This is a genomic window from Rossellomorea aquimaris (assembly GCF_003315075.1).
Taxonomy (GTDB): Bacteria; Bacillota; Bacilli; order Bacillales; family Bacillaceae_B; genus Rossellomorea; species Rossellomorea aquimaris_C.
The window spans coordinates 1-25,820 of the sequence record NZ_QNRJ01000021.1; the positions used below are offsets into that span (position 1 = coordinate 1).

Annotated in this window: 33 protein-coding genes and 1 pseudogene; 27 read left to right on the forward strand and 7 right to left on the reverse strand. The window is 39.7% G+C overall.

What is annotated here, in order from left to right; translation table 11 throughout:
* Positions 1 to 488 precede the first annotated feature (488 nt).
* The 4 genes and pseudogenes from DET59_RS17810 to DET59_RS17825 form a co-directional block, all read left to right on the forward strand.
* Positions 489 to 923 (forward strand): annotated as a pseudogene (locus DET59_RS17810) (lysine 2,3-aminomutase); the annotation flags it as partial.
* On the forward strand, positions 916 to 1,206 hold the full coding sequence (locus tag DET59_RS17815; RefSeq protein ID WP_113970953.1) for a YokU family protein: 291 nt from the start codon (positions 916 to 918) through the stop codon (positions 1,204 to 1,206). The pseudogene DET59_RS17810 and the gene DET59_RS17815, both read left to right, overlap by 8 nt.
* A gap of 106 nt (positions 1,207 to 1,312) precedes the next feature.
* Positions 1,313 to 1,537 (forward strand): YozE family protein, encoded by a 225-nt coding sequence (locus DET59_RS17820; protein WP_113970954.1) that lies wholly within the window; start codon positions 1,313 to 1,315, stop codon positions 1,535 to 1,537.
* 145 nt (positions 1,538 to 1,682) lie between these two features.
* Positions 1,683 to 2,342, forward strand: coding sequence for a hypothetical protein (locus DET59_RS17825; protein WP_113970955.1), 660 nt, complete (start codon positions 1,683 to 1,685; stop codon positions 2,340 to 2,342).
* On the opposite strand, the gene DET59_RS21775 is transcribed toward DET59_RS17825, so the two are convergent.
* Entirely contained in the window at positions 2,326 to 2,496 is a 171-nt protein-coding gene (locus DET59_RS21775) for a hypothetical protein (RefSeq protein WP_181778224.1), read from the reverse strand. The two genes, DET59_RS17825 and DET59_RS21775, sit on opposite strands and share 17 nt — an antisense overlap.
* Before the next feature lie 123 nt (positions 2,497 to 2,619).
* Here DET59_RS21775 and DET59_RS17830 point away from each other — a divergent pair, with 123 nt between their 5' ends.
* Positions 2,620 to 2,796: a YozD family protein gene (locus tag DET59_RS17830; protein WP_113970956.1), complete on the forward strand. Its 177-nt coding sequence runs from the start codon at positions 2,620 to 2,622 to the stop codon at positions 2,794 to 2,796.
* A 127-nt stretch (positions 2,797 to 2,923) separates the two neighbouring features.
* Here DET59_RS17830 and DET59_RS17835 read toward each other — a convergent pair whose 3' ends face one another.
* A complete protein-coding gene (locus DET59_RS17835) occupies positions 2,924 to 4,015 on the reverse strand; it encodes a DUF2515 family protein (protein ID WP_181778225.1) in 1,092 nt (363 codons plus the stop codon).
* Between the two features lie 105 nt (positions 4,016 to 4,120).
* Between DET59_RS17835 and DET59_RS21780 the strand changes: the two genes are divergently transcribed.
* The 4 genes from DET59_RS21780 to DET59_RS17850 all read left to right on the forward strand — a co-directional run bounded on the left by DET59_RS21780 (position 4,121) and on the right by DET59_RS17850 (position 6,315).
* Entirely contained in the window at positions 4,121 to 4,285 is a 165-nt protein-coding gene (locus DET59_RS21780; RefSeq protein WP_181778226.1) for a hypothetical protein, read from the forward strand.
* A 21-nt stretch (positions 4,286 to 4,306) separates the two neighbouring features.
* Positions 4,307 to 5,110 carry a serine/threonine protein kinase gene (locus tag DET59_RS17840; protein WP_113970958.1) on the forward strand — a complete coding sequence of 268 codons (804 nt, stop codon included), beginning with the start codon at positions 4,307 to 4,309 and terminating at the stop codon, positions 5,108 to 5,110.
* Between the two features lie 17 nt (positions 5,111 to 5,127).
* The gene (locus tag DET59_RS17845) at positions 5,128 to 5,898 is read left to right on the forward strand and encodes a sporulation protein (protein ID WP_113970959.1); all 771 of its coding nucleotides are present in this window, start codon (positions 5,128 to 5,130) and stop codon (positions 5,896 to 5,898) included.
* Between the two features lie 96 nt (positions 5,899 to 5,994).
* Positions 5,995 to 6,315, forward strand: a complete 321-nt coding sequence (locus DET59_RS17850; RefSeq protein WP_113970960.1) for a YodL domain-containing protein — start codon at positions 5,995 to 5,997, stop codon at positions 6,313 to 6,315.
* Between the two features lie 75 nt (positions 6,316 to 6,390).
* On the opposite strand, the gene DET59_RS21785 is transcribed toward DET59_RS17850, so the two are convergent.
* The gene (locus DET59_RS21785; RefSeq protein WP_181778227.1) at positions 6,391 to 6,534 is read right to left on the reverse strand and encodes a hypothetical protein; all 144 of its coding nucleotides are present in this window, start codon (positions 6,532 to 6,534) and stop codon (positions 6,391 to 6,393) included.
* 17 nt (positions 6,535 to 6,551) lie between these two features.
* Positions 6,552 to 6,674: a hypothetical protein gene (locus tag DET59_RS22175; protein WP_258549720.1), complete on the reverse strand. Its 123-nt coding sequence runs from the start codon at positions 6,672 to 6,674 to the stop codon at positions 6,552 to 6,554.
* Positions 6,675 to 6,804: 130 nt separating this feature from the next.
* Here DET59_RS22175 and deoD point away from each other — a divergent pair, with 130 nt between their 5' ends.
* From deoD to DET59_RS17875, 5 genes are all read left to right on the forward strand, one after another.
* Complete coding sequence (gene deoD, locus DET59_RS17855) at positions 6,805 to 7,509, forward strand: purine-nucleoside phosphorylase (RefSeq protein WP_113970961.1); 705 nt, start codon at positions 6,805 to 6,807, stop codon at positions 7,507 to 7,509.
* A 148-nt stretch (positions 7,510 to 7,657) separates the two neighbouring features.
* Positions 7,658 to 8,515, forward strand: a complete 858-nt coding sequence (locus DET59_RS17860) for a D-alanyl-D-alanine carboxypeptidase family protein (protein ID WP_113970962.1) — start codon at positions 7,658 to 7,660, stop codon at positions 8,513 to 8,515.
* 173 nt (positions 8,516 to 8,688) lie between these two features.
* A complete protein-coding gene (locus tag DET59_RS17865; RefSeq protein ID WP_113970963.1) occupies positions 8,689 to 9,282 on the forward strand; it encodes a YitT family protein in 594 nt (197 codons plus the stop codon).
* A 170-nt stretch (positions 9,283 to 9,452) separates the two neighbouring features.
* On the forward strand, positions 9,453 to 10,856 hold the full coding sequence (locus tag DET59_RS17870; protein ID WP_113971013.1) for a lmo1851 family serine protease: 1,404 nt from the start codon (positions 9,453 to 9,455) through the stop codon (positions 10,854 to 10,856).
* Between the two features lie 116 nt (positions 10,857 to 10,972).
* Positions 10,973 to 11,905: an LCP family protein gene (locus DET59_RS17875; RefSeq protein ID WP_113970964.1), complete on the forward strand. Its 933-nt coding sequence runs from the start codon at positions 10,973 to 10,975 to the stop codon at positions 11,903 to 11,905.
* A 5-nt stretch (positions 11,906 to 11,910) separates the two neighbouring features.
* Here DET59_RS17875 and DET59_RS17880 read toward each other — a convergent pair whose 3' ends face one another.
* On the reverse strand, positions 11,911 to 12,579 hold the full coding sequence (locus DET59_RS17880; RefSeq protein WP_113970965.1) for an AlbA family DNA-binding domain-containing protein: 669 nt from the start codon (positions 12,577 to 12,579) through the stop codon (positions 11,911 to 11,913).
* Positions 12,580 to 12,846: 267 nt separating this feature from the next.
* Here DET59_RS17880 and DET59_RS17885 point away from each other — a divergent pair, with 267 nt between their 5' ends.
* The 5 genes from DET59_RS17885 to DET59_RS17905 all read left to right on the forward strand — a co-directional run bounded on the left by DET59_RS17885 (position 12,847) and on the right by DET59_RS17905 (position 16,707).
* Entirely contained in the window at positions 12,847 to 13,767 is a 921-nt protein-coding gene (locus DET59_RS17885) for a CobW family GTP-binding protein (RefSeq protein ID WP_113970966.1), read from the forward strand.
* 23 nt (positions 13,768 to 13,790) lie between these two features.
* Positions 13,791 to 14,084, forward strand: coding sequence for a hypothetical protein (locus tag DET59_RS17890; RefSeq protein WP_113970967.1), 294 nt, complete (start codon positions 13,791 to 13,793; stop codon positions 14,082 to 14,084).
* A 38-nt stretch (positions 14,085 to 14,122) separates the two neighbouring features.
* Complete coding sequence (locus tag DET59_RS17895; RefSeq protein WP_113971014.1) at positions 14,123 to 14,458, forward strand: DUF2085 domain-containing protein; 336 nt, start codon at positions 14,123 to 14,125, stop codon at positions 14,456 to 14,458.
* A gap of 104 nt (positions 14,459 to 14,562) precedes the next feature.
* Positions 14,563 to 14,973 (forward strand): MarR family winged helix-turn-helix transcriptional regulator, encoded by a 411-nt coding sequence (locus DET59_RS17900; RefSeq protein WP_258549723.1) that lies wholly within the window; start codon positions 14,563 to 14,565, stop codon positions 14,971 to 14,973.
* Positions 14,974 to 15,087: 114 nt separating this feature from the next.
* A complete protein-coding gene (locus DET59_RS17905; RefSeq protein ID WP_113970968.1) occupies positions 15,088 to 16,707 on the forward strand; it encodes an MDR family MFS transporter in 1,620 nt (539 codons plus the stop codon).
* A 90-nt stretch (positions 16,708 to 16,797) separates the two neighbouring features.
* Here DET59_RS17905 and DET59_RS17910 read toward each other — a convergent pair whose 3' ends face one another.
* Positions 16,798 to 17,043, reverse strand: coding sequence for a DNA alkylation repair protein (locus tag DET59_RS17910; protein WP_113970969.1), 246 nt, complete (start codon positions 17,041 to 17,043; stop codon positions 16,798 to 16,800).
* 71 nt (positions 17,044 to 17,114) lie between these two features.
* Between DET59_RS17910 and DET59_RS17915 the strand changes: the two genes are divergently transcribed.
* The 4 genes from DET59_RS17915 to DET59_RS17930 all read left to right on the forward strand — a co-directional run bounded on the left by DET59_RS17915 (position 17,115) and on the right by DET59_RS17930 (position 20,083).
* A complete protein-coding gene (locus DET59_RS17915; protein WP_113970970.1) occupies positions 17,115 to 17,396 on the forward strand; it encodes a hypothetical protein in 282 nt (93 codons plus the stop codon).
* A 168-nt stretch (positions 17,397 to 17,564) separates the two neighbouring features.
* Complete coding sequence (locus tag DET59_RS17920; RefSeq protein WP_113970971.1) at positions 17,565 to 17,924, forward strand: hypothetical protein; 360 nt, start codon at positions 17,565 to 17,567, stop codon at positions 17,922 to 17,924.
* 320 nt (positions 17,925 to 18,244) lie between these two features.
* Positions 18,245 to 19,051, forward strand: coding sequence for a CAP domain-containing protein (locus DET59_RS17925; protein WP_113970972.1), 807 nt, complete (start codon positions 18,245 to 18,247; stop codon positions 19,049 to 19,051).
* Between the two features lie 258 nt (positions 19,052 to 19,309).
* Positions 19,310 to 20,083, forward strand: a complete 774-nt coding sequence (locus DET59_RS17930) for an SDR family oxidoreductase (RefSeq protein WP_113970973.1) — start codon at positions 19,310 to 19,312, stop codon at positions 20,081 to 20,083.
* A 61-nt stretch (positions 20,084 to 20,144) separates the two neighbouring features.
* Here DET59_RS17930 and DET59_RS17935 read toward each other — a convergent pair whose 3' ends face one another.
* Positions 20,145 to 21,512: an MATE family efflux transporter gene (locus DET59_RS17935; protein WP_113970974.1), complete on the reverse strand. Its 1,368-nt coding sequence runs from the start codon at positions 21,510 to 21,512 to the stop codon at positions 20,145 to 20,147.
* 156 nt (positions 21,513 to 21,668) lie between these two features.
* On the opposite strand from DET59_RS17935, the gene DET59_RS17940 reads away from it, so the two are divergent.
* The 4 genes from DET59_RS17940 to DET59_RS17955 are packed head-to-tail and all read left to right on the forward strand — an operon-like array spanning position 21,669 to position 25,726.
* On the forward strand, positions 21,669 to 22,436 hold the full coding sequence (locus DET59_RS17940; protein WP_113970975.1) for a carotenoid biosynthesis protein: 768 nt from the start codon (positions 21,669 to 21,671) through the stop codon (positions 22,434 to 22,436).
* A complete protein-coding gene (locus DET59_RS17945; RefSeq protein ID WP_113970976.1) occupies positions 22,433 to 23,152 on the forward strand; it encodes a lysophospholipid acyltransferase family protein in 720 nt (239 codons plus the stop codon). The genes DET59_RS17940 and DET59_RS17945 overlap by 4 nt, the downstream gene beginning before the upstream one ends.
* Positions 23,153 to 23,159: 7 nt before the next feature.
* Positions 23,160 to 24,254: a glycosyltransferase family 2 protein gene (locus DET59_RS17950; RefSeq protein WP_258549724.1), complete on the forward strand. Its 1,095-nt coding sequence runs from the start codon at positions 23,160 to 23,162 to the stop codon at positions 24,252 to 24,254.
* Positions 24,251 to 25,726 (forward strand): phytoene desaturase family protein, encoded by a 1,476-nt coding sequence (locus DET59_RS17955; RefSeq protein WP_113970977.1) that lies wholly within the window; start codon positions 24,251 to 24,253, stop codon positions 25,724 to 25,726. Before DET59_RS17950 ends, DET59_RS17955 begins: the two co-directional genes overlap by 4 nt.
* The last annotated feature ends 94 nt before the right edge of the window (positions 25,727 to 25,820 follow it).

The window sequence follows — 25,820 nt, forward strand, 5'->3', positions numbered from 1 at the left end:
GCGTAGCGCGGTAGCCAAGGGACGAACGCGGGAACCCATGACATTTTTAAAAATACTAAAGTAACTAAATGCGACAACTATATTGACAAACACCGTAACTAACAAGGGACGGCTGCAAAAGTAGTTGTCCTTTTTGGCTTTTACTATTGTAATTCGTCTATTTTCGTCGTCTCAATAATCAAATCGTGTAATCAATTAGATTTGAAAAAAGCCTTTGTATTTCCAATAAGTATGTGAACAAGATGTTGTTAGGCATGGAAGTTATAATGGGTACAAATGTAGTATTAAGACATTTAATGATTGTTCTTCTCAACAGCTTTTGAAATCGAAGAACAGTGAATAGTACAACTTTAGTTAAACATAAAATGGAACAAACCGTTGGAAAAGATGTTGCATCTTTGTCTAAACATCAAGACGCACTTAAACGCAGTAAGGTATATTTGTGCTATATATAGACATATAAGGCTTTTATACATCATATAAAAAACGCAGTCCCGACCTTTGTGTTGGATGCCCCAGGTGGTGGAGGGAAAATTTCCCTGCAACCGAATTACCTTATTTCTCAAAGTGCTTCTAAAGTGGTCGTCCGTAATTTTGAAGGAGTCATCTCCACCTATCCGGAACCGGAAGAATACGTAGCAGGCAGGGCAGATGATTACTTTAAAGAAGTGTATCATGATGAAGAGATTAAAGAGCCTACCATTGGAATTGCCGGCTTGATGAATCAAACCCATTCTTCACTCACCCCAAGTGGACTTAAGCGTTTGGAACGGCGAAAGGAATACCAGGAAAATCCGGATCATAATTCCCTTAAGGACTTTAGGGGGAAGAGAGATCAGCTTAAAGAAAAGAAGCATAAAGCGATGCTATCGAAAATGGAAAAAGATAAAAATGATGATAAGGAAAAAACCATCAATGGATAAAAATAATGCAAAAGTGTGCGAATGGTGTGAAGAAGAGACAGCTCATGAGGAAAAAGCGAACGTGTATTGGGAGCTCCCTGATGGTTCAAGAGCGATTCAAATCTCGAATGTCCCCAGTATGAGCTGCAGTCATTGTGGAATGGAGTATCAGGAAGAAGCGGTCATCAATGAAATAGAAGACCAGCTTATGTTAATCGACACCAAATTAATCGATAAAGTGATCGCGTACACAGATTTAATGGAGCTTCCCCGGTTACTAAAGAAAAATTACTTTCGGTATTAACCGTGGGTCATACAGGGGAAAAGTACTCACCTAAAGCAAAAGCTTTACGAATTCACCTTCTTCCGCTATCCTTTTAGAAAAGAAACAACAAGGGTAGGTGGAACAGGTGAGAAAATCCTTTTATCATTATTTAATGAAATACAGGCAGCCTACTGCCAAGGATGAATTAACTCATTTCGCAAATTCGGCTTATGATGATCATAGCTTTCCTAAACAATCAAAGCAATACCATGAGATTAGTTCTTATCTTGAAATGAATGGTCATTATCTTGAAAGTATGTCCATTTTCGATATGGCATGGGACGCCTATTTATTAGAAGAAAAAGTGTAACTAGATAACCTTAAAGCCAATGAAGCCAATGGACCGACATTTGTTCTAAACAAATGTCGGTCCATTTTTAAAAAGGCTTTTCGTGTATACCGATATGCTTGTTGTTGCATATCATATAAAAAAGGCGATTAAGGGTGAGGGGAGAATGAAAAAACGAAAAGAGCCTAGATTCAGAGTTGGAGAAACGGTAGTTGTAACAATTTATGGTACTGTCGGAAAAATTACCGATATTAAGAAACTCGATGGTGAGTTTTTATATGAGGTAAACGAAAGTGAAGGACTTTTCAAGGAGAAATCATTAGAATTGCTCGATTCTTATGATGGATACATTTTTGAACAGGAACAGATCGATATTGAATATAAATTTCTATTCGGAGATCTTGTTATTGTCAAGGGGTATGAAGAGGATCTCTTTAAGGTGGTAGGATTCAGGACGGAAATATGGCGTTATAAGGACGATGCCTGGGAAGATGTTATTTATGAGTTAATGAGAATTACAGATGGTGAGTGGTTGGAAGCAGACGAAGATGAAATCACCTTAGTTGCAGATGAAGAGCAAGCAGAAGCCTTTATTAAGAAATACGGATTCGTATTTCCGCAGAAAAAAGAAGGCAAAATAAAATCCCTTCGTTCACCTGCTCACCCAAAGCCAAGTTGGATTGATCAGCTTCTGGACCATTATAATGATTACAAAGCACTGTATCTTCTCTTTGAAGATACTAAATATAAGAATAAGATGGACTATGTGTTAGAACAATTGAAAACTCATACAAACTCACAATCTATTGTTAAAGAGAAGGAATAAGCCACATGATATACAGAAAAACCGGAACGCTTATGATTAAAAATGATAGCAATACAACGCGAAGAATCCACTGCATTCCTGAAACAATCATTCCCTCACCATTTTCTAAATCTTTTAACATCATTTTCGTTTTTTGAGTAAATGTGTTTAACATCGAATCGCTCCTTATCTTTGATGATAAAGTCTATGCTTGTCTTTTACGTCTTATGAAAACTTTTTTCTCATAGCATAACTGGAAGCATTCTGTCATAAATTGAGAATCAAAGGGGGCGATCACATGCGGGAGATAGAAGTCTTTATCGACACAGAGGAAATTGCCGAGTTCTTCATGAAAGAACTCGTTCAAAGAGGATTTGTACCGTCAGAAGATGAGCTGGAAGAAATAGCGGATATCACATTCGAGTATCTGATTGCCAAATGTATTATTGATGAAGAATGGGAAGAAGATGTATAGGATCTTTTCAACCATCGAAATGAAAGTCACATCGTAAGGAATGTCTTTTCACATAATGGGGATTAACTCTTAAGTGTCTGTCATGTTTTTTGGATTCCAGAAAAACATGGCGGCACTTTATTTTGAGTTAATCCCTCTTTAGATTCACAAGAAATGAGGTAAATGCTTTCCACTTTTTGGTCATAGAAAAACGATCAGGTACCATCATCGTCATAAGAGGTGCCATCACTTCGATCGGCCGGTCAGTAAACCAGTCAGAATAAGAGAGTGTGAAAGAAGGCATGTTATCCCAAACAGAACATAAAGTGGGACTATATAGACGAGTTTTTTTATTTTCCTTCGAATAAATGTGAGGCCAGTAATCCGCTCTCGATCCGCTGTGGCAATGGTGAATCGCAAATGAGTATGCAGTAGGAAAGACAGAGTGATGAAATAAAATTCCGTATAACCTCTTGCCTAACAGAATTCTGCGCTTAACCTGTTCAAAGTGAGAGACTGAAAGACCGGCTAGAGAGAAGGGGGATTGTTTTCCATATGGGAAGAGAATAGAAGTGAATTCTAAACGATCCTGCAACAGGAAAAGCCATTCATCCACTCCAATTGGTTTCTTCATACCTGTTAATATTCTCTTTTGAATCATATGCTGTTCATTCATGATGAGCCCTATAGTTAAAACTTGTTTATTACCCGTTATAAGAAAGTCCTTCCATATACATTTCATGAACATGGAAACGTTGAATTTTTTTAGAAGATGAAAAGAAGAATGCCCCGTTCTTTTCCAATGTTCATATAGTAATAGTTGAGGATACGCATCTTGGAAAATGGCTGCGTTACACAACTCGAGAAATGAGAAAAACGCATTTTGCCCTTTTTTGGACAAGACGAGTGAAATCAGGTTATTTCGAATGTCAGTCATATGATAGCCAGCATTCCTGGAAACCATATGAGCAAGAAACGACCAGTGGATTTCAGGGTGTTTCTTGAAAAAATCAATGTAACATGCAGTTCTTGTTACGTTATTGAGATTAGCATCCTTTACTTTCCTGACAATCCGTTCATACAGTTGAAGATCCTCTTGGAAATAAACTATCGGAGCAGGCTCTTGGATTGCTTGATTATAAAGCTCACCAATAGATTCCTCTTTAAGGAGCGGCCTCGTATGGTCATTGTTCCCAGGCTTGATAAGGTTTAAAAACTTCTGAAACGGTGAATAGATCAAGGGATCACGCTCCCACAAGATATTTTTTTTTGTTTGAAACTAATTTCAAAATGAGACGTATATAGTAATACAAGTGGAATAGAAACATTTTGGGGAGGTTTGCTTATGTTAAAGAAAATAATCAAAAGTCTGTTAGGTTCGAAACGTCATGGATACAGCTCCAGTGATGCGTGGAGAAAGCATAAATCACCTAAACATAAACATTTTGGACATCAGCATTATAAGAAGCATAAGAGTAAAAGCTTTTTTTCCAGCTTTTATAGCAGCTGATGGAATGAAGGGAAATGGGATATGCCACTCACGCTTTTTCGCAGACTGATCGATGGCTTTGAACAGACGTGGAAACCGGGGGAAAACATCAATGGCTACCATATCATCCGACTAGTTGGAAAAGGAAGCTATGGTACAACTTACTCGGTCATCGACCACTCGAGTGGAAAAGAAGCCATATTAAAAAGAATTCGCCCTTACAAAAAGTTATTTTCTAATCACGTCCAATATGTTCAAAATGAAATGAATGCACTACAAACTTTATCTCATCCTCAGTTTCCATCCGTTTATACAGCAGGTAAGTATAAGAAGACTCCTTATTTCGTTATGGAAAAAATGGAGGGTCAAACATTTGAGGAGTTAATTTTTCAGGAAGGAAAAACATACTCAGAGGGAGAATCACTAAAGTTAGGTGTACAATTGGTTATCCTCGTTCAATGGATCCATGAAAATGGATTCGTTCACAGAGACTTAAGAATCCCTAATATTCTACTGGATCATGGATTGCTTCAAATAATAGACTTTGGCCTTGCTTGTGAAATGAATGCAACACGAGAGACTATCCCAGGGAAACTGAAGGATTATATGAGGGATAAATCCAAGAAAAGTGATTTCTACGCAATCGGGCATTTTCTGTTATTTTTATTGTATTCTTCTTATGAACCGACGATGAAAAAGGAGAGAAGCTGGGAAGAAGAACTTGCCATTCATCATGATACCAGGATGGTGATCAGAAGACTTCTGCAGATTGATTCAGGGTTTAGTGACTCTGAAGAGATTCTGGGGGAATTATACCGGGTGATTGACACATTACAAGAACGATAATCGAGGAGGAAAATCATATGTCTTTTTTTAACAAAGTGTTTGCTTCAATAGGAATCGGAGCGGCTACAGTAGATACAAAATTAGAAAAATCAAGCTACCAGGCAGGGGAAACAGCAAAGGGGATAGTAGAAATTACGGGAGGAAGCGCAGATCAAAACATCGATTCTATCTATTTAACTCTCTTTACTACATATATTCGTGAATCAGATGACAAAAAGTATACTGATTATGCTCCCATTCAAAAAGTGCAAATATCCGAGCCGTTTACCATCGGTGAAAATGAAAAGAAAGAGTTTCCTTTTACCTTTACCTTACCATTTGAAACTCCAATCACATATGGAAATACAAGGGTGTGGGTAGCCACTGGCTTGGATATTAAAAATGCAGTTGATCCTAAAGACAAAGATTATATTGAAATCGTTCCGAATGGATTGACGAATGCGGTGCTCACATCTGTTCAGGAACTGGGCTTCAGGATTCGCAAGGTAGAATGTGAGCAGGCACCACGCCGCTACAGAGGTCGCTATCCATTCATACAAGAATTCGAATTCGTTCCGGTCAATGGTCCATATCAACGAAAATTGGATGAACTTGAAGTGATGTTCCTAAATCAATCTGAAGAACAAGTGGATCTGCTTCTGGAAGTGGATCGACGGGCAAGAGGGTTAGGTGGATTTTTAGCAGAAGCTCTTGAAATGGACGAATCCATGGTTAGACTAACCATTAGAACGTCAGATATCCCTCATCTTTCATCAAAACTGCAAGGTGTGATTAATAAATTCACTTAATGAAGCAATTCGACAAAGATTCCTATGTTTCCATGAAGGATTCGACAAGGTCTATGTGTAATAGTATGAGTACAACATAATGACGGAGGGGTACTCATGCCTTTACTTGAAAAAATCATTCGTCCCAAGCTTTTGAGATCGACCTATGACATGACCATTTTCCAAACTCCAAAGTATGGAGAGGATAAAGGCTATGAAGAGGTATATCGAATCTCGGTTGAAGCAAATAATCATGAAGAAGCCCTGTATAAAACGTTCAGAACATTTAACGTACCAGATTTGGTTCCTAAAGATTATCAGGGCCGATACATTGCTACACGTGATATTATCTTTATTGACGAGGGGCGGAGAGGTCATTATTATTACCGTCTTCAGCCTAATGGATGGAAAAGAGTGAACCGGATCTTGATTCATTAAATAGGGAACAACGAAAAGTAAAAGGAAAGAATCTTCCTCAAGGTAAGATTCTTTCCTTTATTTTATTGGAATTCCTTATATGTGATTACCCGGACCGTTTTTTCGGTTCTGAGCTGAATTTTCCTTCGCATGTGCATTGTGCTCTGCTTCCAGGGCTTCTTTTGGAATATGGTTATTTTTCTTAGGAGCATTGATTCTGTTTCTGTGTTTTTTACCCATAGCAATCTTCCTCCCCGTTATGATTTAAGTCTTTCAGTTCTTGAAGAGTTAGGTTGTGTCCCGGATCGGGTAGAAGGGTTTGTTTCATTTGCATGCTGTACTGCTTGCTTCAATTTCTTACTCATTTTTTCTTTAGCCATGTGAATCCCTCCTTCTGTCGTTAGTTTGACCCCATGCACTGCTTTCTATCCTTCCATTTTCAAGCGTTGCATAAGAAATAAAAAAGGATTACAATGGTGTTTCAATAGACTTGTTAGGAGGAAAAGTAAATTGAGTATACATATTAATGCAAAAGAAAATGAAATAGCAGAAACGGTTTTATTACCAGGAGATCCACTAAGAGCCAAGTACATTGCAGAAACATTTCTGGAAAACCCGACATGTTATAATGAGGTTCGTAATATGTTTGGGTACACAGGGACATATAAAGGGAAAAGAATTTCGGTTCAAGGAACAGGCATGGGCGTACCTTCCATTTCCATTTATATCAACGAATTGATGCAAAGCTATAACGTACAAAACCTGATCCGTGTCGGTACTTGTGGAGCTATCCAAAAGGATGTTAAAGTTCGTGACGTCATTCTGGCTATGACCTCATCAACTGATTCTCAAATGAACCGATTAACGTTTAACGGGATTGACTATGCTCCGACAGCTAACTTTGATCTGCTTAAACGTGCTTATGATGCCGGTGTGGAAAAAGGCCTTAACTTAAAGGTCGGAAATGTATTTACTGCCGACATGTTCTACAATGACAATGCAGAGCACGAAAAATGGGCTCAATACGGTATTCTGGCCATTGAAATGGAAACGTCTGCTCTATATACATTAGCTTCGAAATATGGACGCAATGCATTATCTGTACTTACAGTGAGTGACCATATCTTAACAGGTGAAGAAACGACAGCAGATGAGCGTCAAACAACATTCAATGAAATGATCGAAGTTGCATTGGAAGCTGCTATTCAAGAATAGATTCAACTATTATTAAAAGAAACTGCTTACATTCCCATTTCCGGGTTTATAGGCAGTTTTTCATTTTGTGAAGTTTGTCCTGCTTACAGAAATCTGATTACATGATAAGATGAAGGATGGAACCATTTTAGAGAAACTAGGTGAAAGTATGAAAAAGATCATCTTCGTAACGACTGCTTCCTTGATTATGTTATCGGGATGTTCGCAAGTACAAGATTGGTCAGAGAATTTATTTGGCCAGAAACAACAAGAAACAAAAGAAGAGAAACCTAAGAAGCAAACTCCAGGAGATCAACCGGAGCAGGATGAACAACCGGAACAAGAACAACCTCCCACTTCAGAGGAAGAAGCGGTTCCTCCAGAACTACAATTAGAGTCTCACTACTTTAACGATGTGAAAGTAGTGGGTGGAAAACAAGTGATTCAAAATCCATCCAACCTTTTAGCTCTTGTAAATAAGGAATATGCATTAGATGAATACAAACCAAATGATTTGGTTCGCCCGGATGTTCCGTTCGTATTTGGTAATCAAGAACTTGAAAAGGCATATCTTCGTCAAGAAGCTGCATTGCAGCTTGAGAAAATGTTCGCTGACGCCCAATCACAAGGGATTTTACTAACGGCTATTTCAGGTTATCGTTCATATGAATATCAAAAAATGCTGCTGGAAAGAGAAATTGCTCAATTCGGAGAAGAAAAAGCCGTAATGGCCGTGGCTCCTCCGGGACAAAGTGAGCATCAATCCGGTTTAGCCATTGATATTTCAAGTCAAAGCAATAATTTCCAGGTAAACATTGAATTTGCCGATACGAAGGAAGGGAAATGGCTTGCTGAAAACGCCTATAAATATGGGTTCATCCTTCGTTACCCTAAAGATAAGGTTTCCATTACACAATATCAATATGAGCCTTGGCATTATAGGTATGTTGGTAAGGATGCTGCCAAAGTCATTCATGAAAATGATTGGTCTTTAGAGGAATATTTCAATAATGTGAAAAAGATATAATGATTTTTCAAGGGTTAGGGGCTTTAGGCTTCTGACCCTTTTCTGTGTCACTTGTGATTCATATTGGATGCTCTTATTAAATCCATTCCACCCTGGGGTTGTTCTGTTTTCTCACGAGTTCACATACAACAATAATAGGGGCTGTCCCAGTTTGAGGTGAGTGGGTGAGACGTATGATGAGGACTTTTGGCATTATTATCATAGGAAGTGTGTTTGTAGGGATCGGTATTAATCTCTTTTTCGTACCACATCATTTCCTGGATGGGGGTATGATTGGGATTGGCCTGATTGCCCATTATTGGTTTGGTTTTAAGCCGGGGCTCACGATTATCTTACTGAGTGTCCCGTTATATATGCTGGCTTTTTATGTGGACAGAAAACTTTTCTATAATAGTATTCACGGTCTCTGGTTATCCTCGTTAATGATAGATTTTTTTCATCAGTGGAAGAATATTCTCACTCTTCCCCCGCTTATGAGCGCCTTCTTAGGCGGGACATGTGTTGGGATTGGAATCGGCCTTATGTTAAAAGGAAACTCGGCCACGGGAGGATCTGATTTATTGGCTCAACTGATTGGAAAAAGTTTTCAAATGAATGTGGGGAAGTTAATCTTTGCTTTTGATAGCATCGTGCTGGTGGTCGGCTGGCCGATCATCGGTACGGAGTCTTTCTTATATTCTTTGTTTGCTGTCAGTACAGTAGGGTTTTTTACAACGATTTTGACACATCATAATCATGATAATGGATTTTCCTTTCGTAAATATTGAAAAGCTGATAGAATAAAGAAGCTATGAGTGGGAAGATTGCTCATATAGATGTTTCGTGATAGTGTAGTCGGTAAATTCACACAAGATACATAGCAACGAAAGTGGTGGAAGCTTTGGAACAAGATAAGACAGATCAGTCACAACAAGAAACCCATTCAAGTTTTATAAAAATGAAGAAGTTTAAATTTGTTATGCTCTTGTTTTTCCTTGTATTTGCAACTGCAGGAATTACAACATTTGCACTGGCCTTCGGGGACGAGAAGGCAGTAAATGTAGGGGTAACCGAACGTTCAGAATTTCAAAAACTTTATGAAGCGTATGATAAGTTAAATGAAAATTACTTTAAAGACCTTGATCAGGACACCTTAGTAAACGGTGCTATTAATGGGATGCTTGATAGTGTGGGAGATCCTTATTCTGATTATATGAATGTAGAAGAAGCTGAAAAGTTCCAGGAAAGCATCTCTTCTTCTTTCGAAGGAATCGGTGCAGAAATACAGGAGAAAGAAGGATATATATCCATCGTATCTCCCATAAAAGGTTCTCCGGCAGAGAAAGCCGGATTACAGCCGAACGATACAATCACGAAAGTTGATGACAAAAGTATTCAAGGAATGTCTGTCACCGATGCGGTTCTCCTCATTCGTGGTGAAAAAGGGACAAAGGTTACACTGACCATTCAACGACCAGGTCAGGATAAGCCAATGCAAGTAACCATTACAAGGGATGAAATTCCTATTGAAACGGTTTATGCAGAAATGAAAGAAAATGGTGTAGCGGAAATCCAAATTACGAGCTTTTCGGAGAATACGTATAAAGAATTAACGGAAGCTTTAAATGAAATGAACGATAAAGGCATGAAAAAACTTGTTCTTGATTTAAGACAAAATCCAGGTGGATTACTGGATCAAGCTGTGAAGATCTCTAACTTGTTTGTTCCTGAAGGTGAAGTTTTATTCCAAGTGGAAGACAGCAACGGTAAAGTGGAAAAGTATGTTTCTGAATCAGGGCAGAAGGTAGATGTGCCTACAGCTGTTCTTGTAGATGGTGGAAGCGCAAGTGCTGCCGAAATCTTAGCAGCAGCTGTAAGTGAGTCAAACGATATTCCCCTTGTTGGAACGAAAACCTTTGGTAAGGGAACGGTCCAAACAGCGGAAACCTTCCAAGATGGATCAAACATGAAGTTTACAACGGCTAAATGGTTAACGCCAGATGGCAATTGGATTCATGAAAAGGGGATCACTCCCGATATTGAAGTGAAGATGCCGGAATATGCGCAACTTCCATACATCAATCCTGAAAAGGAACTGAAGGAATCAGACTTATCCGATCAGGTGAAAACAGCAGAGCAGATGCTCAATGCACTGGACTTGAATCCAGGAAACGTTGATGGATATTATGATGAAGATACGACAAAAGCGGTTAAGCAGTTCCAGGAAAACAATGAACTAGAGGTAACTGGAACGTTAAATGCTGAGACGACGGTTAAGCTTATGTCCAATCTTCGAGAAAAACTAAAAGAAAACGATCCGCAAGTGAAAAGAGCGATCGAAGAGTTAACCAAAAATAACTAAGTGGAAGATCTCAGGTGAAAGCACCTGAGATCTTTTTTTTTTGGCTATTGGTTTCTTCTTACTCGTATAGAATATATGAGATGTACCAACAATGAGAGTATATATGAGGTGATGTTATGAAAAAAACGGCGTTACTGCTGACTTTATTATCTTCTGTATTCATTGTTGTAAGTTGTTCACCTTTCTGGGGTGAGAGAGAACAACCTGCACCAAAAGAAGAAGTTCAATCTCAAAAGCATTTCTTAGATGAAAAAGATGAATCGATTTTTCCATTAGTCCTTCAAGAAAAAAAGTCTCCTGTTCATGTACTTCTAATCGGTTCAGATCAACGAAATGACGAACCTGCACGTGCAGATGTTTTAATGATTGCTCAATATACTCCGCAATCAACATCCATGAAGATTGTTTCCATTATGAGGGATACATTTGTAAACATCCCTGGATATGAAAAGAGCAAAATCAATCATGCGTATACGTGGGGTGGAGAAGAGCTCTTGGCTGAAACGATAAAAAGTAATTTCAACATAGAGGTTCACCATACCGTGAAAGTAGATTTTAATGATTTCATAAACGTAATGGATCTCGTTTTTCCAGAAGGGGTCGGGGTTACAGTGTCAGAACCGATGATCAAGTATTGGAAATGGTCAAAAGATCCCGGGAAGCAAGTGTTAAAAGGAGAAGAAATCTTACAATATGTAAGGTTTAGGGGAGACATCAATAGCGATTTTGGACGAGTGGAGAGACAGCAGGAAATCATTTCGTTAGCAGAAAAAAGTCTAATGGAGCAAATGCAGTCTGGAGAAGGAATTACAACCGTCCTTTCCATTATGAGAGAAGGCTTAAAACACGTAGAAACCTCTACACCAATGAGTGAAGTGATTAAGTATGGAATGTCATTAATGCTAAATCCCGTAAACTCTGTGGACACACTTCGAGTACCAATAGAAGGAAGCTTTACGGATCTTTCTACAGTGAATGCAGGACAGGTTTTAGACATGGATGAACAGAAGAATCAAGAAGCCATCAGTGAGTTTCTAAAAAACGGTTGAGTGATTTACCAAGAATGAAACTCGGATAAATATTTCTTGTACTTCGGATCTTCCGCTTGATCATGTTCCACATGCAGAATTTTAAGGTGTTCCAGATGTTCTCTTAATGTACGCTCATCACTGTCCGATCCACCTGACTGGACCTTGCGGAGAATGACGTCCACCAATTTTTCGTGGCTGGCTTCGATTGACTTTGTTCCTTGCCTGGCATAAATGGCCCCATACCTTAATTCACCTCTTGTCACAATAGAGGTATAGGGAACGTATCGTGGATCATAATCAATGATGAGAACCTGGAATCGTTTTAAGTTCAACAAAGGGTGAATCCCTTTAGGGAAAATGAAATCCTCGGTGCGATAACGTAAATATTTAGGAAGCAGATGCTGTAGTTTATTATCAACATCTGCTTTATCTAAAAATTCCTCATCTGACAATCCCTTTAAATCTAACGATCCATCATCATATTGCATCACTCCTATAATGATGCATCCGCCTCCTGTATTGGAGATAGCCAGAATATGCTTCGCCATCTTCGTGAATTCAATCCAATCTGATTTGAAATCCACGTAATCCGTTTCACCCGTATTATGAAGCAACAGATCCTTCAATGTTTCATGAGAAGGATTCTTCAAAAAGTCCCTTAACTTAAGCGGAACGATCTTCTCATAGTACAATGACAACCCCACCTTTTATAGTACTCACATGTGTATTGATCCTGCCGAAACGGAACGGTCTTTTATGATGATAAATCAAAGAAATAAATAACATCCATAAATGATCATAGATGACCCAATTCCTCTTTAGTTCATTCTATGCGTATAAACATAATAAAACGCTTTTTACAATCGCTATTTTCCAAAAGTATGTTGTTTTTTGATTTCATTGTGTTCATAAGCGCTTTCTAATAGAATATGTATAGGATCTATAGAGAGGAAGATTAAATGAAGAAAGATGTATATATACTATCCGGATTCCTTGGAAGTGGAAAAACGACGTTATTAAAAGATTTGCTTCAAGCTTTAAAGGACGAGAATAAGAAACCGGCTGTATTAATGAATGAATTAGGAAGTGTATCCATCGATAGCGATGAAGTTGAAAAAGATACGGCTTTACGGGAGTTGCTTGATGGATGTATATGCTGCACCATATCAGAAAAGCTGGAGTCACAGCTTCAGGAGTTACTGCTTAATGAAAATTTCGATGTACTGGTCATTGAAACAACAGGAGCAGCCCATCCCGTTGAGGTTGTCGATTCCATCTTAACCCCACTGTTTGCAAATCAGTTCGAATTTAGAGGGATTGTTACTGTTGTGGATGGACTACAATGGCGAAATAGAGGTGAATTCAGTCCGGCCGTATTACATTTGATGAGAGAACAAATTCGCCATGCGGAGTATATTGTGGCGAATAAAATGGATTTACTTTCAGAGATGGAGCAGGGAACATTCTCGTATGAGCTTCAGCAAATCAACCCAAATGCGAGAGTGTACTTAACGAACTACTCAAAGGTCTCAATGACAGATCTATTTTCTTTAAAATCGGACAACCGAAACGGTTCCTATGAGAAAGCATCGATCGGCGAGCATTTAACCTTACAAGCAATCGTGTATACATTCAATGGAACAGTAAATGGAGAAGCGTTTGAAGATTGGGTGAAAAATCAACCTGACAGCATCTATAGAATGAAGGGGTATGTTCCTTTACAGGGTCGGAAAAATCCAACCTTGTTTCAATATTCATATGGTATGCCTTTATTTATGCCGGGAGATATGAAATATCCTACCAATTTCGTCATAATTGGAGAAAAATTACATAAATCAGAAATAATACGTTCATTGCAGGAGATAGATATAACCGAATAACCTAAGGGGTGGAGAAACAATTCATGGTGTTTCTATTGTTTAGTGTAGAACTGATCATATTTATCGGTGGACTCTACGGGCTGAGTATACATGAGACAACACTGCAGTTCATTATCTTTACCGGCCTAATCGTACTTAGTGTCATCATGTTTTTATCAACGATCGCGTATTATCAGCGGAAAAAACATAAAAGGGAAAGGACCAATGATTGTTGGGACTGTGCAATTTATTCACCTGACTGCCTTCCTTTGCCACGGGGAAAGAAATTTGACTGTGATTCACCGGACTGTGATTGTACACCGGACTGCAGTCCATAGGGGGGGATAGAGTGAAAGGAATCCTTACATTATCCTTCATGCCGTGTCATAGAATACGAGAACGTTCACTCGTCGTCAGGGGAAAACAATTTCCCTTATGTTTCCGCTGTATGGGTATACTCGCAGGAATCTTAATCGGGATCCCGTTCGTTTGGTTGTATTTCCCTTTGGTAACATTCGTTCATTTGCTATATGTGGGGGTGCTCATCATCCCGCTACTTGCAGATGGATACACCCAGAAGTGGAACTGGAGAACAAGTACAAATTCGTTACGGTTGCTGACGGGTCTCCTTTGTGGGATCGGATTATCGATCAGTATCATTTTATTCTCCAAGATGGGAGTCAGAACCGTCATGATCTTGACTGGTTCATAACCATTGACAGATTATAATAAAATGTTTAAACTATAATAGTTAACTTAGTGAACTATTTATTTAGTGCAAGAAGTGAGAAAGGTCGATTTTTAGTGGGAAAAGAAATGTACGAGTTAGAGGGATTATTCAGATCCGTTTTTAGAATGATGAAATCAGATATTCGAACCATCTTTGGTGAGTTCATTTCCAATGGAGAATTCCGGGTGCTTCAGCTCATTAGCGAGAATGGGGCATTGAAATCCTCGGAAATATCCAAACGTATGGAAGTATCGGCAAGTCACATCACTTCCATTACAGATACATTAGTAGAAAAAGGCTATATCACAAGAATGCGGTCTAACGAAGATCGTAGGGTAGTAGAGTTAGCTTTGACCCCTCAGGGCGAAGAAATGCTTTCTCAATGTGAAGAAAAAAAGACTCAATACTTTCAGGAGTTATTTGTGAAATTTGATACAGAAGAGATAAATCACCTGATTGAACTTTTTGAAAAACTATTGGCATCAAATCGCAAGTAATAAGTGTAAGCATGAGAGAGCAAGGGTTGACCGGATTGGGTCATCCCTTCTATTATGCTGAATTACTTAAGTAAGTGAATTATTCTTATTATAAATATTAAGGGAGACTTAAAAATGGAGCACTTAGAACATCGAAAAAAAGTAATGATCATGATAGCCATCATGTCAGCCATGTTATTTGCGGCATTGAATCAAACGATAGTGGGAACCGCTTTACCACGAATCATTTCTGAAATCGGCGGAATTGACTACTATAGCTGGGTATTTACAATCTTTATGTTAACCAGTTCGGTAACAGCCATATTAGTAGGGAAATTATCAGATATGTATGGAAGAAAGCCGTTCATTCTCCTTGGTATCGGTGTCTTTATGATCGGGTCATTCTTGAATGGACTTTCTTCTTCCATCCTTCAATTAATCATCTTCAGGGGGATTCAGGGCTTTGGAGCCGGGATGATCATGTCTACTGCGTTTACGGCTGTAGGAGACCTATTTTCGCCTCGGGAAAGAGGGAAATGGCAAGGTTTGATGAGTAGTGTATTTGGTCTCGCAAGTGTGTTCGGCCCAACATTAGGAGGCTGGATCGTTGATAATGCAGACTGGCACTGGGTATTCTGGGTATTCCTTCCAGTAGGTTTCGTCGCCTTTGGGATGATTTATAAAATGTTTCCTTCACAGAAACCAAATAGAGGATTGAAAGTGGACTACTTAGGTTCCATTATGCTCACCCTGACGATTATTCCTTTATTATTGGCCTTTACGTGGGGTGGGAATGATTATGAATGGGTTTCCTTTCCGATAATAGGTTTACTGTCAGCAACGGTGTTATTTTTTGTCCTATTTATCATTACGGAAAAGAGAGCAAGCAATCCCGTTCTTCCACTTCAATTGTTCAAGAATAAAATCTTCACGTTATCCAATATCATTGGGTTTATCCTGGGTGCCGGGATGTTTGGAGCCATCATGTATATGCCGTTCTTTATTCAAGGGGTCATGGGGACATCTGCCACTAAGTCGGGCTTGGTGATGATGCCGATGACATTAAGTATGGTGATCACGAGTACAGTTGGTGGACAGATCATCACTAAGACAGGCAGATATAAATTTCTTGCCCTAATCGGTTTGTTCGTAATGAGTGCAGGAATGATCCTTTTATCCTTTATGGATACGAATACAACCAATACAACGGCTCTAATCAATATTATTATAGTAGGAACAGGTCTTGGGCTGAGCTTCCCTGTATTCACTTTAACCGTTCAAAACGCTGTTCAGCATAAGTTCCTTGGTGTGGCTACCGCTGCGACTCAATTATTCAGACAAATCGGCGGTACGATTGGTGTAGCCATCATGGGTACCGTGATGAATACTTCCATGTCCTCGAAGATGACGGAACAAATGTCAGAAGTGAAAGACTCACCACTACTTACGAATCCTGAAACATCAGGAGTGCTGAAGCAGCTTCAGGATCCTCAAAACATTATGAATGGTGAGAAATTAAAAGAATTACAATCAACATTACCTCAAGAATACCAAGGGATATACGCAACCATTCTCGATGGGGTGAGAGAGTCGTTAAGTTTCGCTTTAACGAATGTCTTCTTTATTGGTGCTATCATTCTTCTTGTTGGTTTTGTATTAACGTTCTTTATGAATGAAATCCCTTTACGTATGTCGAATAAAGATGTAACTGAAGAAGAGAAAGATACAAAGCTTAAAGAAGCTTCCAATCATTGATTGGATCCAGTTCTAAAGTAAGAAGAGGGGTAACCGGGTGGATCTGTACTCAAACACAGAGCCAACCAGTTACCCCTTTTTAAAAATGAATTACATCGTACTTTCTCCAAATTTCTTAAACGTCATCTCATCCTCTACCAAACCGCAAGCGGCACATTGTACTTTTAAATCCGGTCCATTGTATGCCAGATGAAAAGGCTCGGTCTGCCCTTCTTCATAACTTTGAACAACTTCTCCAGAGGCAGGATCGAGTTTCACACTCTGAGATACTTGTTGTATAATATTAAACCGGGTACGATTCGTCTTACAGCTGGGACAGCGATAGGGTGTAGTCATGTACATCACCTTTCTTTGTTTTTTTCTAGTATGCTTAATAAATAAACTTTTTATGTAAAGGTTGTTGGATCATGAGATTAGAATCATTCGAAGCATTATTAGATGCCTACAGGCAGATATGGAAAAACCGATTATTGATAAGTGAGGGTACTTCTTCAGAAAAGATCCTGAAGGAAACCATTAAACGTGAACTATTGGACGGAAATAGTCATCCAAGAGTGCGTAAATCAAAAGAAGAAAAATACCTCTCAGCTACGAAGAGAATCATTGAATCAGACCTGACTAGTGAAGAGAAAGTTTCATTAATAAAGGTACATCTTGAAATGGTCTCACAATTGAACGGAGATACATAAAGACATTTAAACGTTTAGCATGTATAACTGAGGACAGACTTTGCGTATGCTTTCATGATGTGGATTATCAGAAAATAAACAAACCATCTCATTCTGAGCGTTTCACTTTCTTATATACCTGCATAGGTATATAATGATGATTAGATTATTAAAAAGGATGATGCCAGTATGCTAGTAATAAGCTTACTTCTATTTAGTGTACTTTCTTATATGATGTTCTATCGATATTTCCCTGTTAGAACTAAGCAATGGTCTTCTCTCGAGGTGACTTCCCGGTATGTAGTGGTGGATGTTCGGGATTATCAAGATTCATCTAAAGAAGTGTGCGATAATATTGTAGCGATCCCATGCGGATATATAACAAGGCATTACCACGATATCCCTGAGGGACCAATTGTCGTAATGGGGAGTAATCCTATTGAATGCAATGTAGGGGTTAGACAATTAAAACGTCTTGGCTTTCAAGTAGAAGGATATATTATCATTGAATCTGACAAAAAATGTAATGAATACCTATCTTTAGGATAAAGTTGCAGGTTTTGTGAAATGTAACTGTAACATCCGTTACAATGAAAGCAGCTTATAAAAGCTGTCAATATTGATATACAGGTAATTATTAGTCTTCAAGACTAAATAATACAACTAATGGAAATGTAAGTTAATCATTATGGAAATACATTTCTTCCTACTAGAATCAGTGGTTACTATAGTACTATAGAGTAATTGTCTTTCAAAACAGAACAATTGATTCCTAGTTACCAAGTTCTCCCGTAAATGTAACAAAAACAGGGTGGTATGATGAATGTGCAGCAAAGAAAAACACATTCACTAAGGAGGAATTCATTTTTATGAACAAGAAAATGATGATTTCAACTGCAACAGCATTCACTTTATTAGCAGCACCATTCGCGGCAGGTAAAGCTGACGCAGCAGCACCATGTCCAACAGATAAGGTTGCTCAACAAGTGAACGCATTTAAATATAGTGGTAATCAAGAAGATTTAAATAAATTTGTACAAGATACTCTAGCAAAATACCAAATCGATGGTAAGGATATTAATGTACAAGAGCTGTTAAAAGGACAAGCTCCTAAAGCTCAGGCAGCGCCAGCGCCTGCTAAGGAAGCACCAAAAGCAGAAGCGCCAGCACCAGCGCCTAAACAAGAAGCACCAAAAGCAGAGGCGCCAGCTCCAAAAGCAGAAGCACCTGCACCAGCTCCTGCAGCAAACGAACAGCAACAGCAACCAGAACAACAGGCTAGTGAAGCAACAGGTCAATTAAGCCAATATGAGCAAAAAGTAGTGGAATTAACAAATCAAGAGCGTGCAAAACAAGGTCTTCCAGCACTTAAAGTAGATACTGAGCTAAGTAAAGTTGCACGTGAAAAGTCTCGTGATATGCAAGCGAATAACTACTTCTCTCACGATAGCCCGACGTACGGTTCACCATTCGACATGATGAAGCAGTTCGGCATCCAATACAGCTCTGCCGGTGAAAACATCGCTATGGGTCAACCTACTCCAGAAGAAGTAGTACAAGCATGGATGGACAGTGAGGGTCACCGTAAAAATATCTTAAGCACAAACTACACTCACATCGGTGTAGGATATGTAGAGAACGGTAACTACTGGACTCAACTTTTCATTGGTAAATAATATTACGCACCATGAAAGCAGCCTCTCTTTTGGAGAGGTTGTTTTTTGTGTTTTTCCACTTTAAAGTTAAAGTGATGTTCACATTTTGCACAACAAAGCCTATAAAGAAGGTTTGAGGTTAGGTTTTCACTCAACTAGGAAAGGTATACAAAGAATAGTGAATGTAAGTTCATGAACACATGACTTAAGAGCTCACATTTGCAATTCAGCCTAATCATTCTTACTATTGAAGTATAACGAGTACGTGGAGTGAGCTTGATGAAAGAAAAAGTTGTGCTAATAACGGGAGGGTCGAAGGGGATCGGCCGGCGAACGGTAGAAGAATTCTCGAAACAAGGCTATACCGTTATCATTAACTACAGGCAAGACGATCAATTTGTTAAGGATCTTGTCTCCCACTTGAAGGAGAAATTTAACAATAAATTAATAGCGGTCAAAGGTGATATTTCTGTACCGGAAGAATGTGAACGAATGGTAACGGAGATATGGACTGAAGTCGAAAGTATCGATATTTTAATTCATAATGCAGGTCCTTACGTGAAAGAGAGGAAGTCATTTGTGGATTACACCCCGGAAGAATGGAATTACATAGTAAATGGAAATTTAAATAGCGTTTTTTATTTATCAAGGCTGATCATTCCTAAAATGCGTGAAAAGAACTGGGGAAGAATCATTACGTTTGGATATGATCGAGTTGAAACAGCACCAGGCTGGATCTATCGTTCCGCGTTTGCGGCAGCAAAAGCGGGACTCGCTTCCTTTACGAAAACGATATCAATAGAAGAAGCTCGTAATGGAATAACCGCCAATATGATTTGCCCTGGAGATATCGTAGGCGAATGGAAAGAGGAAAAGATCCATAAAGCAAAAGAACATCATGATCCGGGCACACCGGTCGGGCGACCAGGGACAGGGGAAGACCTTTCGAGGATCATTTCTTTTCTTTGTAAAGAAGAATCTGATTTCATTACCGGCTCCATCATTCCCGTTACAGGGGGCAAGGATGTGCTGGGAAAGGTATTTCGTCAGTGAATGAAAGAATAGACACGGCAGAAAATAGAATCTGCTGTGTCTATTGATTTCATTTATGGGTTTATTCACTTATAAGGCTATATTGTTTACGATACTTTTTTTGTATGAATAACAGCCTGGCAGTCAATGTTATGGCACCTGCCGTTAATCCGGATGTCAGACCGAGCCAAAATCCATATGGACCAAAGTCAGTGTAGTTTGCCAGGACATAACCCAGGGGTAATCCAATGACCCAATAGGATATGAGGGCCATCATAAAAGTGATATTAACATCCTTGTATCCTCTGAGTGCCCCTTGTACCGGAGCCTGAACGGCATCTGATAGCTGAAAGAATACGGCATATAATAAGAAATGCGCCGTTAATTCCAATACATATGCATCATCTGAATAAAGGTACGAGATTTCTGTACGGAACACGAGCAAGATCACACCGTATATGACTGCCAATAGTAATGCAAAGCATACCCCCATCCAGCTGTAGATCTTTGCATCCCGAAGCCTTTTCGCTCCTACCTCAAACCCTACAACGATGGTTAATGCCATCGATATACTTAGAGGGATCATATAGAGAAAGGATGCAAAATTGATCGCTGCTTGATGAGCTGCGATAACAACGGTGTCATAGTTGCTCATTAACAAAGTAACGGCAGAGAAAATGCTTACTTCAAAGAAAATCGATAAACCGATGGGTACCCCGATTTGAAAGAGCTCTTTCCACTTATGAAGGTTTGGCTTATGAAGGGTTTTAAAGACAAAGAATTGGTCAAAAGGACTTTTCGTATGCACGACCCAAAAGGCAATGAGAGTAATGACCCAATAGGTGATGGCTGATGCATAACCCGCACCTACTCCTCCTAATGCAGGGAAACCGAGTTTTCCGAAAATCAGTATATAATTAAACACCACATTGATTGGAAGGGAAAGCAAGGTAATAAACATGGTGACCCTTGTCATTCCTAAAGCATCAATAAACGATCTCAGCACATTATAGATAAACAATGGAATCATCCCAAACGAAAGTCCTATAAGGTACTCCTTGGCTACAGTACGGACCTGTGTTTCGATATTCATTCCGTTCAGAATTGGATTAAGAACGAATGCACCGACAATCATCACGAAAAGTGATAGAGCAATGGCAGCATAGACACCTTGAAGCACAGTGTGAGGCACATCTTTCTTATTTCCTCCTCCTATTAATTGAGCGACGATGGGGGTAACTGCGAGCAGGATGCCACTTAACCCTGTAAATACCGGAACCCAAAGGGAGGAACCTATGGCGACACCTGCCAGGTCGGCGGGAGAATACTTTCCTGACATGATGGTGTCAAAGAAATTCATCGCAAACATCCCAAGCTGGGTGACCAGAATGGGAATGAGTATAAGTGACAATTGTTTGATTTTCTCTTTAATAGTGTGTGTTTCTCTCATAGAATGAACTCCTTTGCATAACGGCACTTGAACATATGATAAATTCACTATCATACTGTATCATATTTTCAAGTGATAGAGAGTCAAATATGCATTTTAACGCAGCACTCTTATATAATGGTTGTTGAATAGATTAAGTTGTCATGGAGGCAGAGAATGACTATACAATGGCAGGACTGGATTTGGATTGTTTTTTTAATATGGTACGGAGTGGGGATCATTCTCGTTTCTCTCGATTGGCTACCACCGTCCCTTCAATGGGCAAATGCCGTTTTTTTATATTTGGCCGGTTTTTTGGCTATTCTTTATGCAATGAGGAAATTCGGAAGACAGAATGGGGCCATCATCGCGATGTGTATAATGCTGCTTACGATTTTTGCAGAGTCTTTAGGTGTTCATTATGGTCTGATATTTGGTTCTTACCATTATGAAAAAGACTTTGGCATTCAACTGGTTGGTGTACCCGTCACCATAGGCTTTGCCTGGGTCATGGTAATCTTCACGAGTATGGCACACTATGAATTTCTACTATACCAAAGAAGGACTGTAATGGGAGCGTTTATTTATAGCACGTTCACATCCCTTTTAGCGGTGACGATGGACTTGATTATTGATCCGGTAGCTTTTAAAGGCCGTGAGTACTGGATATGGGATGAGGGAGGGATGTATTATGATATTCCATCTCAAAATTTCTTAGGCTGGTTTTTTGTTTCGTTCTTCATTCAATTTATCCTGTACTATTGGATAAAACACGAGGATGTTTCTTCACATTGGAGCTCGCGGATGAGACGGTTGTATTTCCTCGTGATCTTTATGTTTATCGTGACAGCGATCGTAGAAGGCCTGTGGATGGCTGTTTGGATTACATTGGCACTTTACGGTGTGTCTCTCTTACTTAGAAAACGATTGGAGAAGGTAATATGATCGAACCGAAGAAAAGTCCGGGATTTCAACGCATCTTCGCCAACTACCTTACTTATCTGCTGAAAAAACATTTTTATCGTGTATGGATCGATGATCGGAGGGAGGAAAGGAAATCACCTTCCGGACACTTGATACTCGCGAATCACTCGAGCTGGTGGGACGGGTTGATGGTCTTTTACTTAAATCATTATGTTATAAAAGAAGACAGCTATGGGATGATGAGTCGGAAAGGGATGGAGGAATTCTCTTTTTTTCGTAAAATCGGGGCATTCTCTGTGAACCCTGATTCACCTAAAGACTTATTGTCTTCTTTAAAGTTTGCTGAAACACGCCTGCAACAGAAAAAAACTGTCTGGATCTTTCCCCAGGGGAAGGAAGAGCATCTTGAGAAGAGACCTCTTTCGTTTATGAGTGGACCTGGCTTCTTAATTGAACGGAACCCAGGGATAAAGGTGACGATGGTCACGTTTTACTACACATTTCGTCATGATCAAAGGCCTGAATTATTTATCCGGATCTTTGAAGAGAATGGTGATCATAGCAAGCAATCAAGAAAAGAGCTTACAGACAGTTTAAGGACGATTATGGAAAAAAGGCTCGATTCCCTAAAAGCTGATATCATTAAAGAAGACCTATCGAGCTTTCAATTATTACTCAAAGGATTCCCTACGAATAGTGAATGGTTGAGTTTCTGGAAAAGAAGGAAGCGGGGGTGAATAGACATTGAATTATTATATACTCATCACGCTCTTATTTGTTCTGGTCACATTCATCAATCTCCTCTTCTTGCCGAAGCTTTCCAGTAAATTATCTTCGAATGAACTTGTTTCAGTCCTGGTGCCAATGAGAAATGAGGAAAGGAATGTGAAGGGATTAATTGCAAGTATAAAGAAGATTACCCATTCACATGTAGAATTTATCATATTAGATGATGGCTCGACGGATCGTACCGAAGAGCTCCTATCTCAACTGACGAAAGGGGATTCCCGTTTCAAGGTAGTCAATGGGAAGCCCCTTCCAAAAGGATGGGTAGGAAAGGTTCATGCATGCAAGGAGCTTAGCAGACATGCAGGCGGAACCTATTATTTATTCCTTGATGCTGACGTCAGGGTGTCCCCGTCCGTCATTGAGAAAGCATTATTCCAGATGAACCACTACGATGCAGGGCTTGTAACGGGATTTCCCCAATTTCCCATCCCTACTTTTCTCGGTAAGATGCTGGTTCCGTTTCAACACTTCCTGGTATATTTTCATTTACCCATTGCAGTTGCCAATCATACGACTAATAAAGCATTTACCGCGGCTCACGGGTCCTTTATGTTTTTTAAGAGGGAAGCGTATGAAGAGTGCGGTGGTCATGAAGCGGTGAAATCGTCTTTATTAGAAGATGTGCATATTGCGAGGAAAGTGAAGGAGAAGGGGTGGAAGGTAACAATCGTCAACAATACATATGATGTGACATGTCATATGTATGATACCAATAAGGAAGTTTGGGCAGGTTTCTTGAAAAATGTTTATATAGGTTTAGGGAGAAATCCCATTTCGGTTTCACTGCTTTCCCTTTTTTACATCATATTTTACATACTGCCGCTTCCCCTGTTCCTATATGGGTTAATGGCAGGGGAATGGAGCTATTGTGTTCCGTTGGTTACGATCTGGGTACAAACCCTTATTATTGATTTGGCATCCAATCAATCCAGGTGGCATTTTCTTATCATGCCGCTTGCTTCTATAAGCTTTATCATCATTATGTGGGCTTCTATGCTGAGAGGAATGAAGAAACAGGGATACGTTTGGAAGGGGAGGACCTACTCATGAAGGATATCGTCATTATTGGAGGCGGATTAGGCGGATTGTCCGCCGGTATTTCTCTCCAGAGTAAAGGCTATAACGTAACGATCATAGAAGAGAACCTTCATCCTGGAGGGAAAATGATGCCTGTTGAAATGGAGGGGTATTCCTTTGATTTTGGTCCGAATACCATTACCATGCCTGAAGTGTTTCAATCGGTGATCAATGATGCAGGAGGAGACTCTTCTCATTATTTTCAGTTTAAGCGACTTGTAAAACATACGAAAAACGTCTTTCACAATGGGAGAATTCTATATCAATCAGCGGACCCGGAGGAAATGAGAGCGGAACTTGAAAAACTGGATCCGTACGGGGCATCTCATTACAAAGAATACTTAAGGGAAGTGGAAAAGCTGTATACATTAGCCGAGCGGGGTTTTTTCTACCGGGTTTTTGGTTCATGGCGGGATTATCTTTCCCCTCAGCTATCCTATAGCTTTATGAAGGTCCGTCCCTTTGAAAAGATGAATCATTTTCACCGAAGGTTCTTTCAGGATGAGGATGTGTTGAAGGTGTTTAATCGTTATGCAACGTATATTGGATCCTCACCGTATGCGTGCCCAGCGACCTTTTCGTTGATCGGCCACCTCGAGATGAAGGAAGGGGTGTATTATACGCATGGTGGAAACACTGGGATAGCGAAGGGCTTCTGTCAATTCTTTAAAGAACTGGGAGGGACTGTCCACCTGGGGAAAAAAGTTAAAGAGATTGTGGTCAAGGACAAAAGAGCAGTGGGTGTTGTAACTGGAGACGGCGAAACGATATCTGCTTATGATGTGATAGTGAATGGAGATTTTATCACGGCTACGAAAAACCTTATTGAAGAGAAAGATCGACCAAGCCACCCTGATAGGAAACTGGATGCCTATGAACCTTCCATTTCCGCTTTTGTCATTTTGGCAGGGTTACGGACCTTTCAGGATTCCGTTCATCATCACCAGGTGTATTTCACAGAAGATTATCAAAAGGAGTTCTCGGAGATTTTCATGAAAAAAGAGCTTCCAAGTGATCCTACAATCTATATCAGTCATTCAGCTGCCACTGATTCCCGTGTTACAAAGGGAAGTAATTTGTTCATCCTTGTGAATGCTCCAGCCGCTCCGTTATCCGACGAGCAAGCCGATGCTTATAAGGAGAAGATTTATCAGAAATTAGAAGCAAAAGGTCTACCTATACGAGAATCATTAGAAGTAGAGAGAGTATATACCCCGGATACGATCAAACAGAAATTCTCCGCCTATAAAGGCTCTTTATATGGCCTTGCTTCCCACCGGATGACAGAAGCGTTTCTTCGCCCTTCCAACGTCAGCAAGGACATTGAGCACCTCTTCTATGTCGGAGGTACGACTCATCCGGGTGGAGGCTCCCCGATGGTTACGATAAGCGGAAGAAATGTAGCGAATTACATACTGAAGCGAGATAAAGAAGCACTGTTTTAGGAAGTCTTCATTGCATCCTCCTATGGGTTCTTCGCAGAGATTGAAAGGGTTCTTATTGAGCATAACAGGAGGAACCCTTTCCTTTTGTCAAATT

What these genes read in the sequence shown, in the direction of transcription:
- DET59_RS17815 (WP_113970953.1), top strand. Translation starts at nt 916, where the DNA reads ATGGATAAAAATAATGCAAAAGTGTGCGAATGGTGTGAAGAAGAGACA.
- DET59_RS17825 (WP_113970955.1), top strand. Translation starts at nt 1,683, where the DNA reads ATGAAAAAACGAAAAGAGCCTAGATTCAGAGTTGGAGAAACGGTAGTT.
- DET59_RS21775 (WP_181778224.1), bottom strand. Translation starts at nt 2,496, where the DNA reads ATGTTAAACACATTTACTCAAAAAACGAAAATGATGTTAAAAGATTTA.
- DET59_RS17830 (WP_113970956.1), top strand. Translation starts at nt 2,620, where the DNA reads ATGCGGGAGATAGAAGTCTTTATCGACACAGAGGAAATTGCCGAGTTC.
- DET59_RS21780 (WP_181778226.1), top strand. Translation starts at nt 4,121, where the DNA reads ATGTTAAAGAAAATAATCAAAAGTCTGTTAGGTTCGAAACGTCATGGA.
- DET59_RS17840 (WP_113970958.1), top strand. Translation starts at nt 4,307, where the DNA reads ATGCCACTCACGCTTTTTCGCAGACTGATCGATGGCTTTGAACAGACG.
- DET59_RS17845 (WP_113970959.1), top strand. Translation starts at nt 5,128, where the DNA reads ATGTCTTTTTTTAACAAAGTGTTTGCTTCAATAGGAATCGGAGCGGCT.
- DET59_RS17850 (WP_113970960.1), top strand. Translation starts at nt 5,995, where the DNA reads ATGCCTTTACTTGAAAAAATCATTCGTCCCAAGCTTTTGAGATCGACC.
- DET59_RS21785 (WP_181778227.1), bottom strand. Translation starts at nt 6,534, where the DNA reads ATGGGTAAAAAACACAGAAACAGAATCAATGCTCCTAAGAAAAATAAC.
- DET59_RS22175 (WP_258549720.1), bottom strand. Translation starts at nt 6,674, where the DNA reads ATGGCTAAAGAAAAAATGAGTAAGAAATTGAAGCAAGCAGTACAGCAT.
- DET59_RS17860 (WP_113970962.1), top strand. Translation starts at nt 7,658, where the DNA reads ATGAAAAAGATCATCTTCGTAACGACTGCTTCCTTGATTATGTTATCG.
- DET59_RS17865 (WP_113970963.1), top strand. Translation starts at nt 8,689, where the DNA reads ATGATGAGGACTTTTGGCATTATTATCATAGGAAGTGTGTTTGTAGGG.
- DET59_RS17870 (WP_113971013.1), top strand. Translation starts at nt 9,453, where the DNA reads ATGAAGAAGTTTAAATTTGTTATGCTCTTGTTTTTCCTTGTATTTGCA.
- DET59_RS17875 (WP_113970964.1), top strand. Translation starts at nt 10,973, where the DNA reads ATGAAAAAAACGGCGTTACTGCTGACTTTATTATCTTCTGTATTCATT.
- DET59_RS17885 (WP_113970966.1), top strand. Translation starts at nt 12,847, where the DNA reads ATGAAGAAAGATGTATATATACTATCCGGATTCCTTGGAAGTGGAAAA.
- DET59_RS17890 (WP_113970967.1), top strand. Translation starts at nt 13,791, where the DNA reads ATGGTGTTTCTATTGTTTAGTGTAGAACTGATCATATTTATCGGTGGA.
- DET59_RS17895 (WP_113971014.1), top strand. Translation starts at nt 14,123, where the DNA reads ATGCCGTGTCATAGAATACGAGAACGTTCACTCGTCGTCAGGGGAAAA.
- DET59_RS17900 (WP_258549723.1), top strand. Translation starts at nt 14,563, where the DNA reads ATGTACGAGTTAGAGGGATTATTCAGATCCGTTTTTAGAATGATGAAA.
- DET59_RS17905 (WP_113970968.1), top strand. Translation starts at nt 15,088, where the DNA reads ATGGAGCACTTAGAACATCGAAAAAAAGTAATGATCATGATAGCCATC.
- DET59_RS17910 (WP_113970969.1), bottom strand. Translation starts at nt 17,043, where the DNA reads ATGACTACACCCTATCGCTGTCCCAGCTGTAAGACGAATCGTACCCGG.
- DET59_RS17915 (WP_113970970.1), top strand. Translation starts at nt 17,115, where the DNA reads ATGAGATTAGAATCATTCGAAGCATTATTAGATGCCTACAGGCAGATA.
- DET59_RS17920 (WP_113970971.1), top strand. Translation starts at nt 17,565, where the DNA reads ATGCTAGTAATAAGCTTACTTCTATTTAGTGTACTTTCTTATATGATG.
- DET59_RS17925 (WP_113970972.1), top strand. Translation starts at nt 18,245, where the DNA reads ATGAACAAGAAAATGATGATTTCAACTGCAACAGCATTCACTTTATTA.
- DET59_RS17930 (WP_113970973.1), top strand. Translation starts at nt 19,310, where the DNA reads ATGAAAGAAAAAGTTGTGCTAATAACGGGAGGGTCGAAGGGGATCGGC.
- DET59_RS17935 (WP_113970974.1), bottom strand. Translation starts at nt 21,512, where the DNA reads ATGAGAGAAACACACACTATTAAAGAGAAAATCAAACAATTGTCACTT.
- DET59_RS17940 (WP_113970975.1), top strand. Translation starts at nt 21,669, where the DNA reads ATGACTATACAATGGCAGGACTGGATTTGGATTGTTTTTTTAATATGG.
- DET59_RS17945 (WP_113970976.1), top strand. Translation starts at nt 22,433, where the DNA reads ATGATCGAACCGAAGAAAAGTCCGGGATTTCAACGCATCTTCGCCAAC.
- DET59_RS17955 (WP_113970977.1), top strand. Translation starts at nt 24,251, where the DNA reads ATGAAGGATATCGTCATTATTGGAGGCGGATTAGGCGGATTGTCCGCC.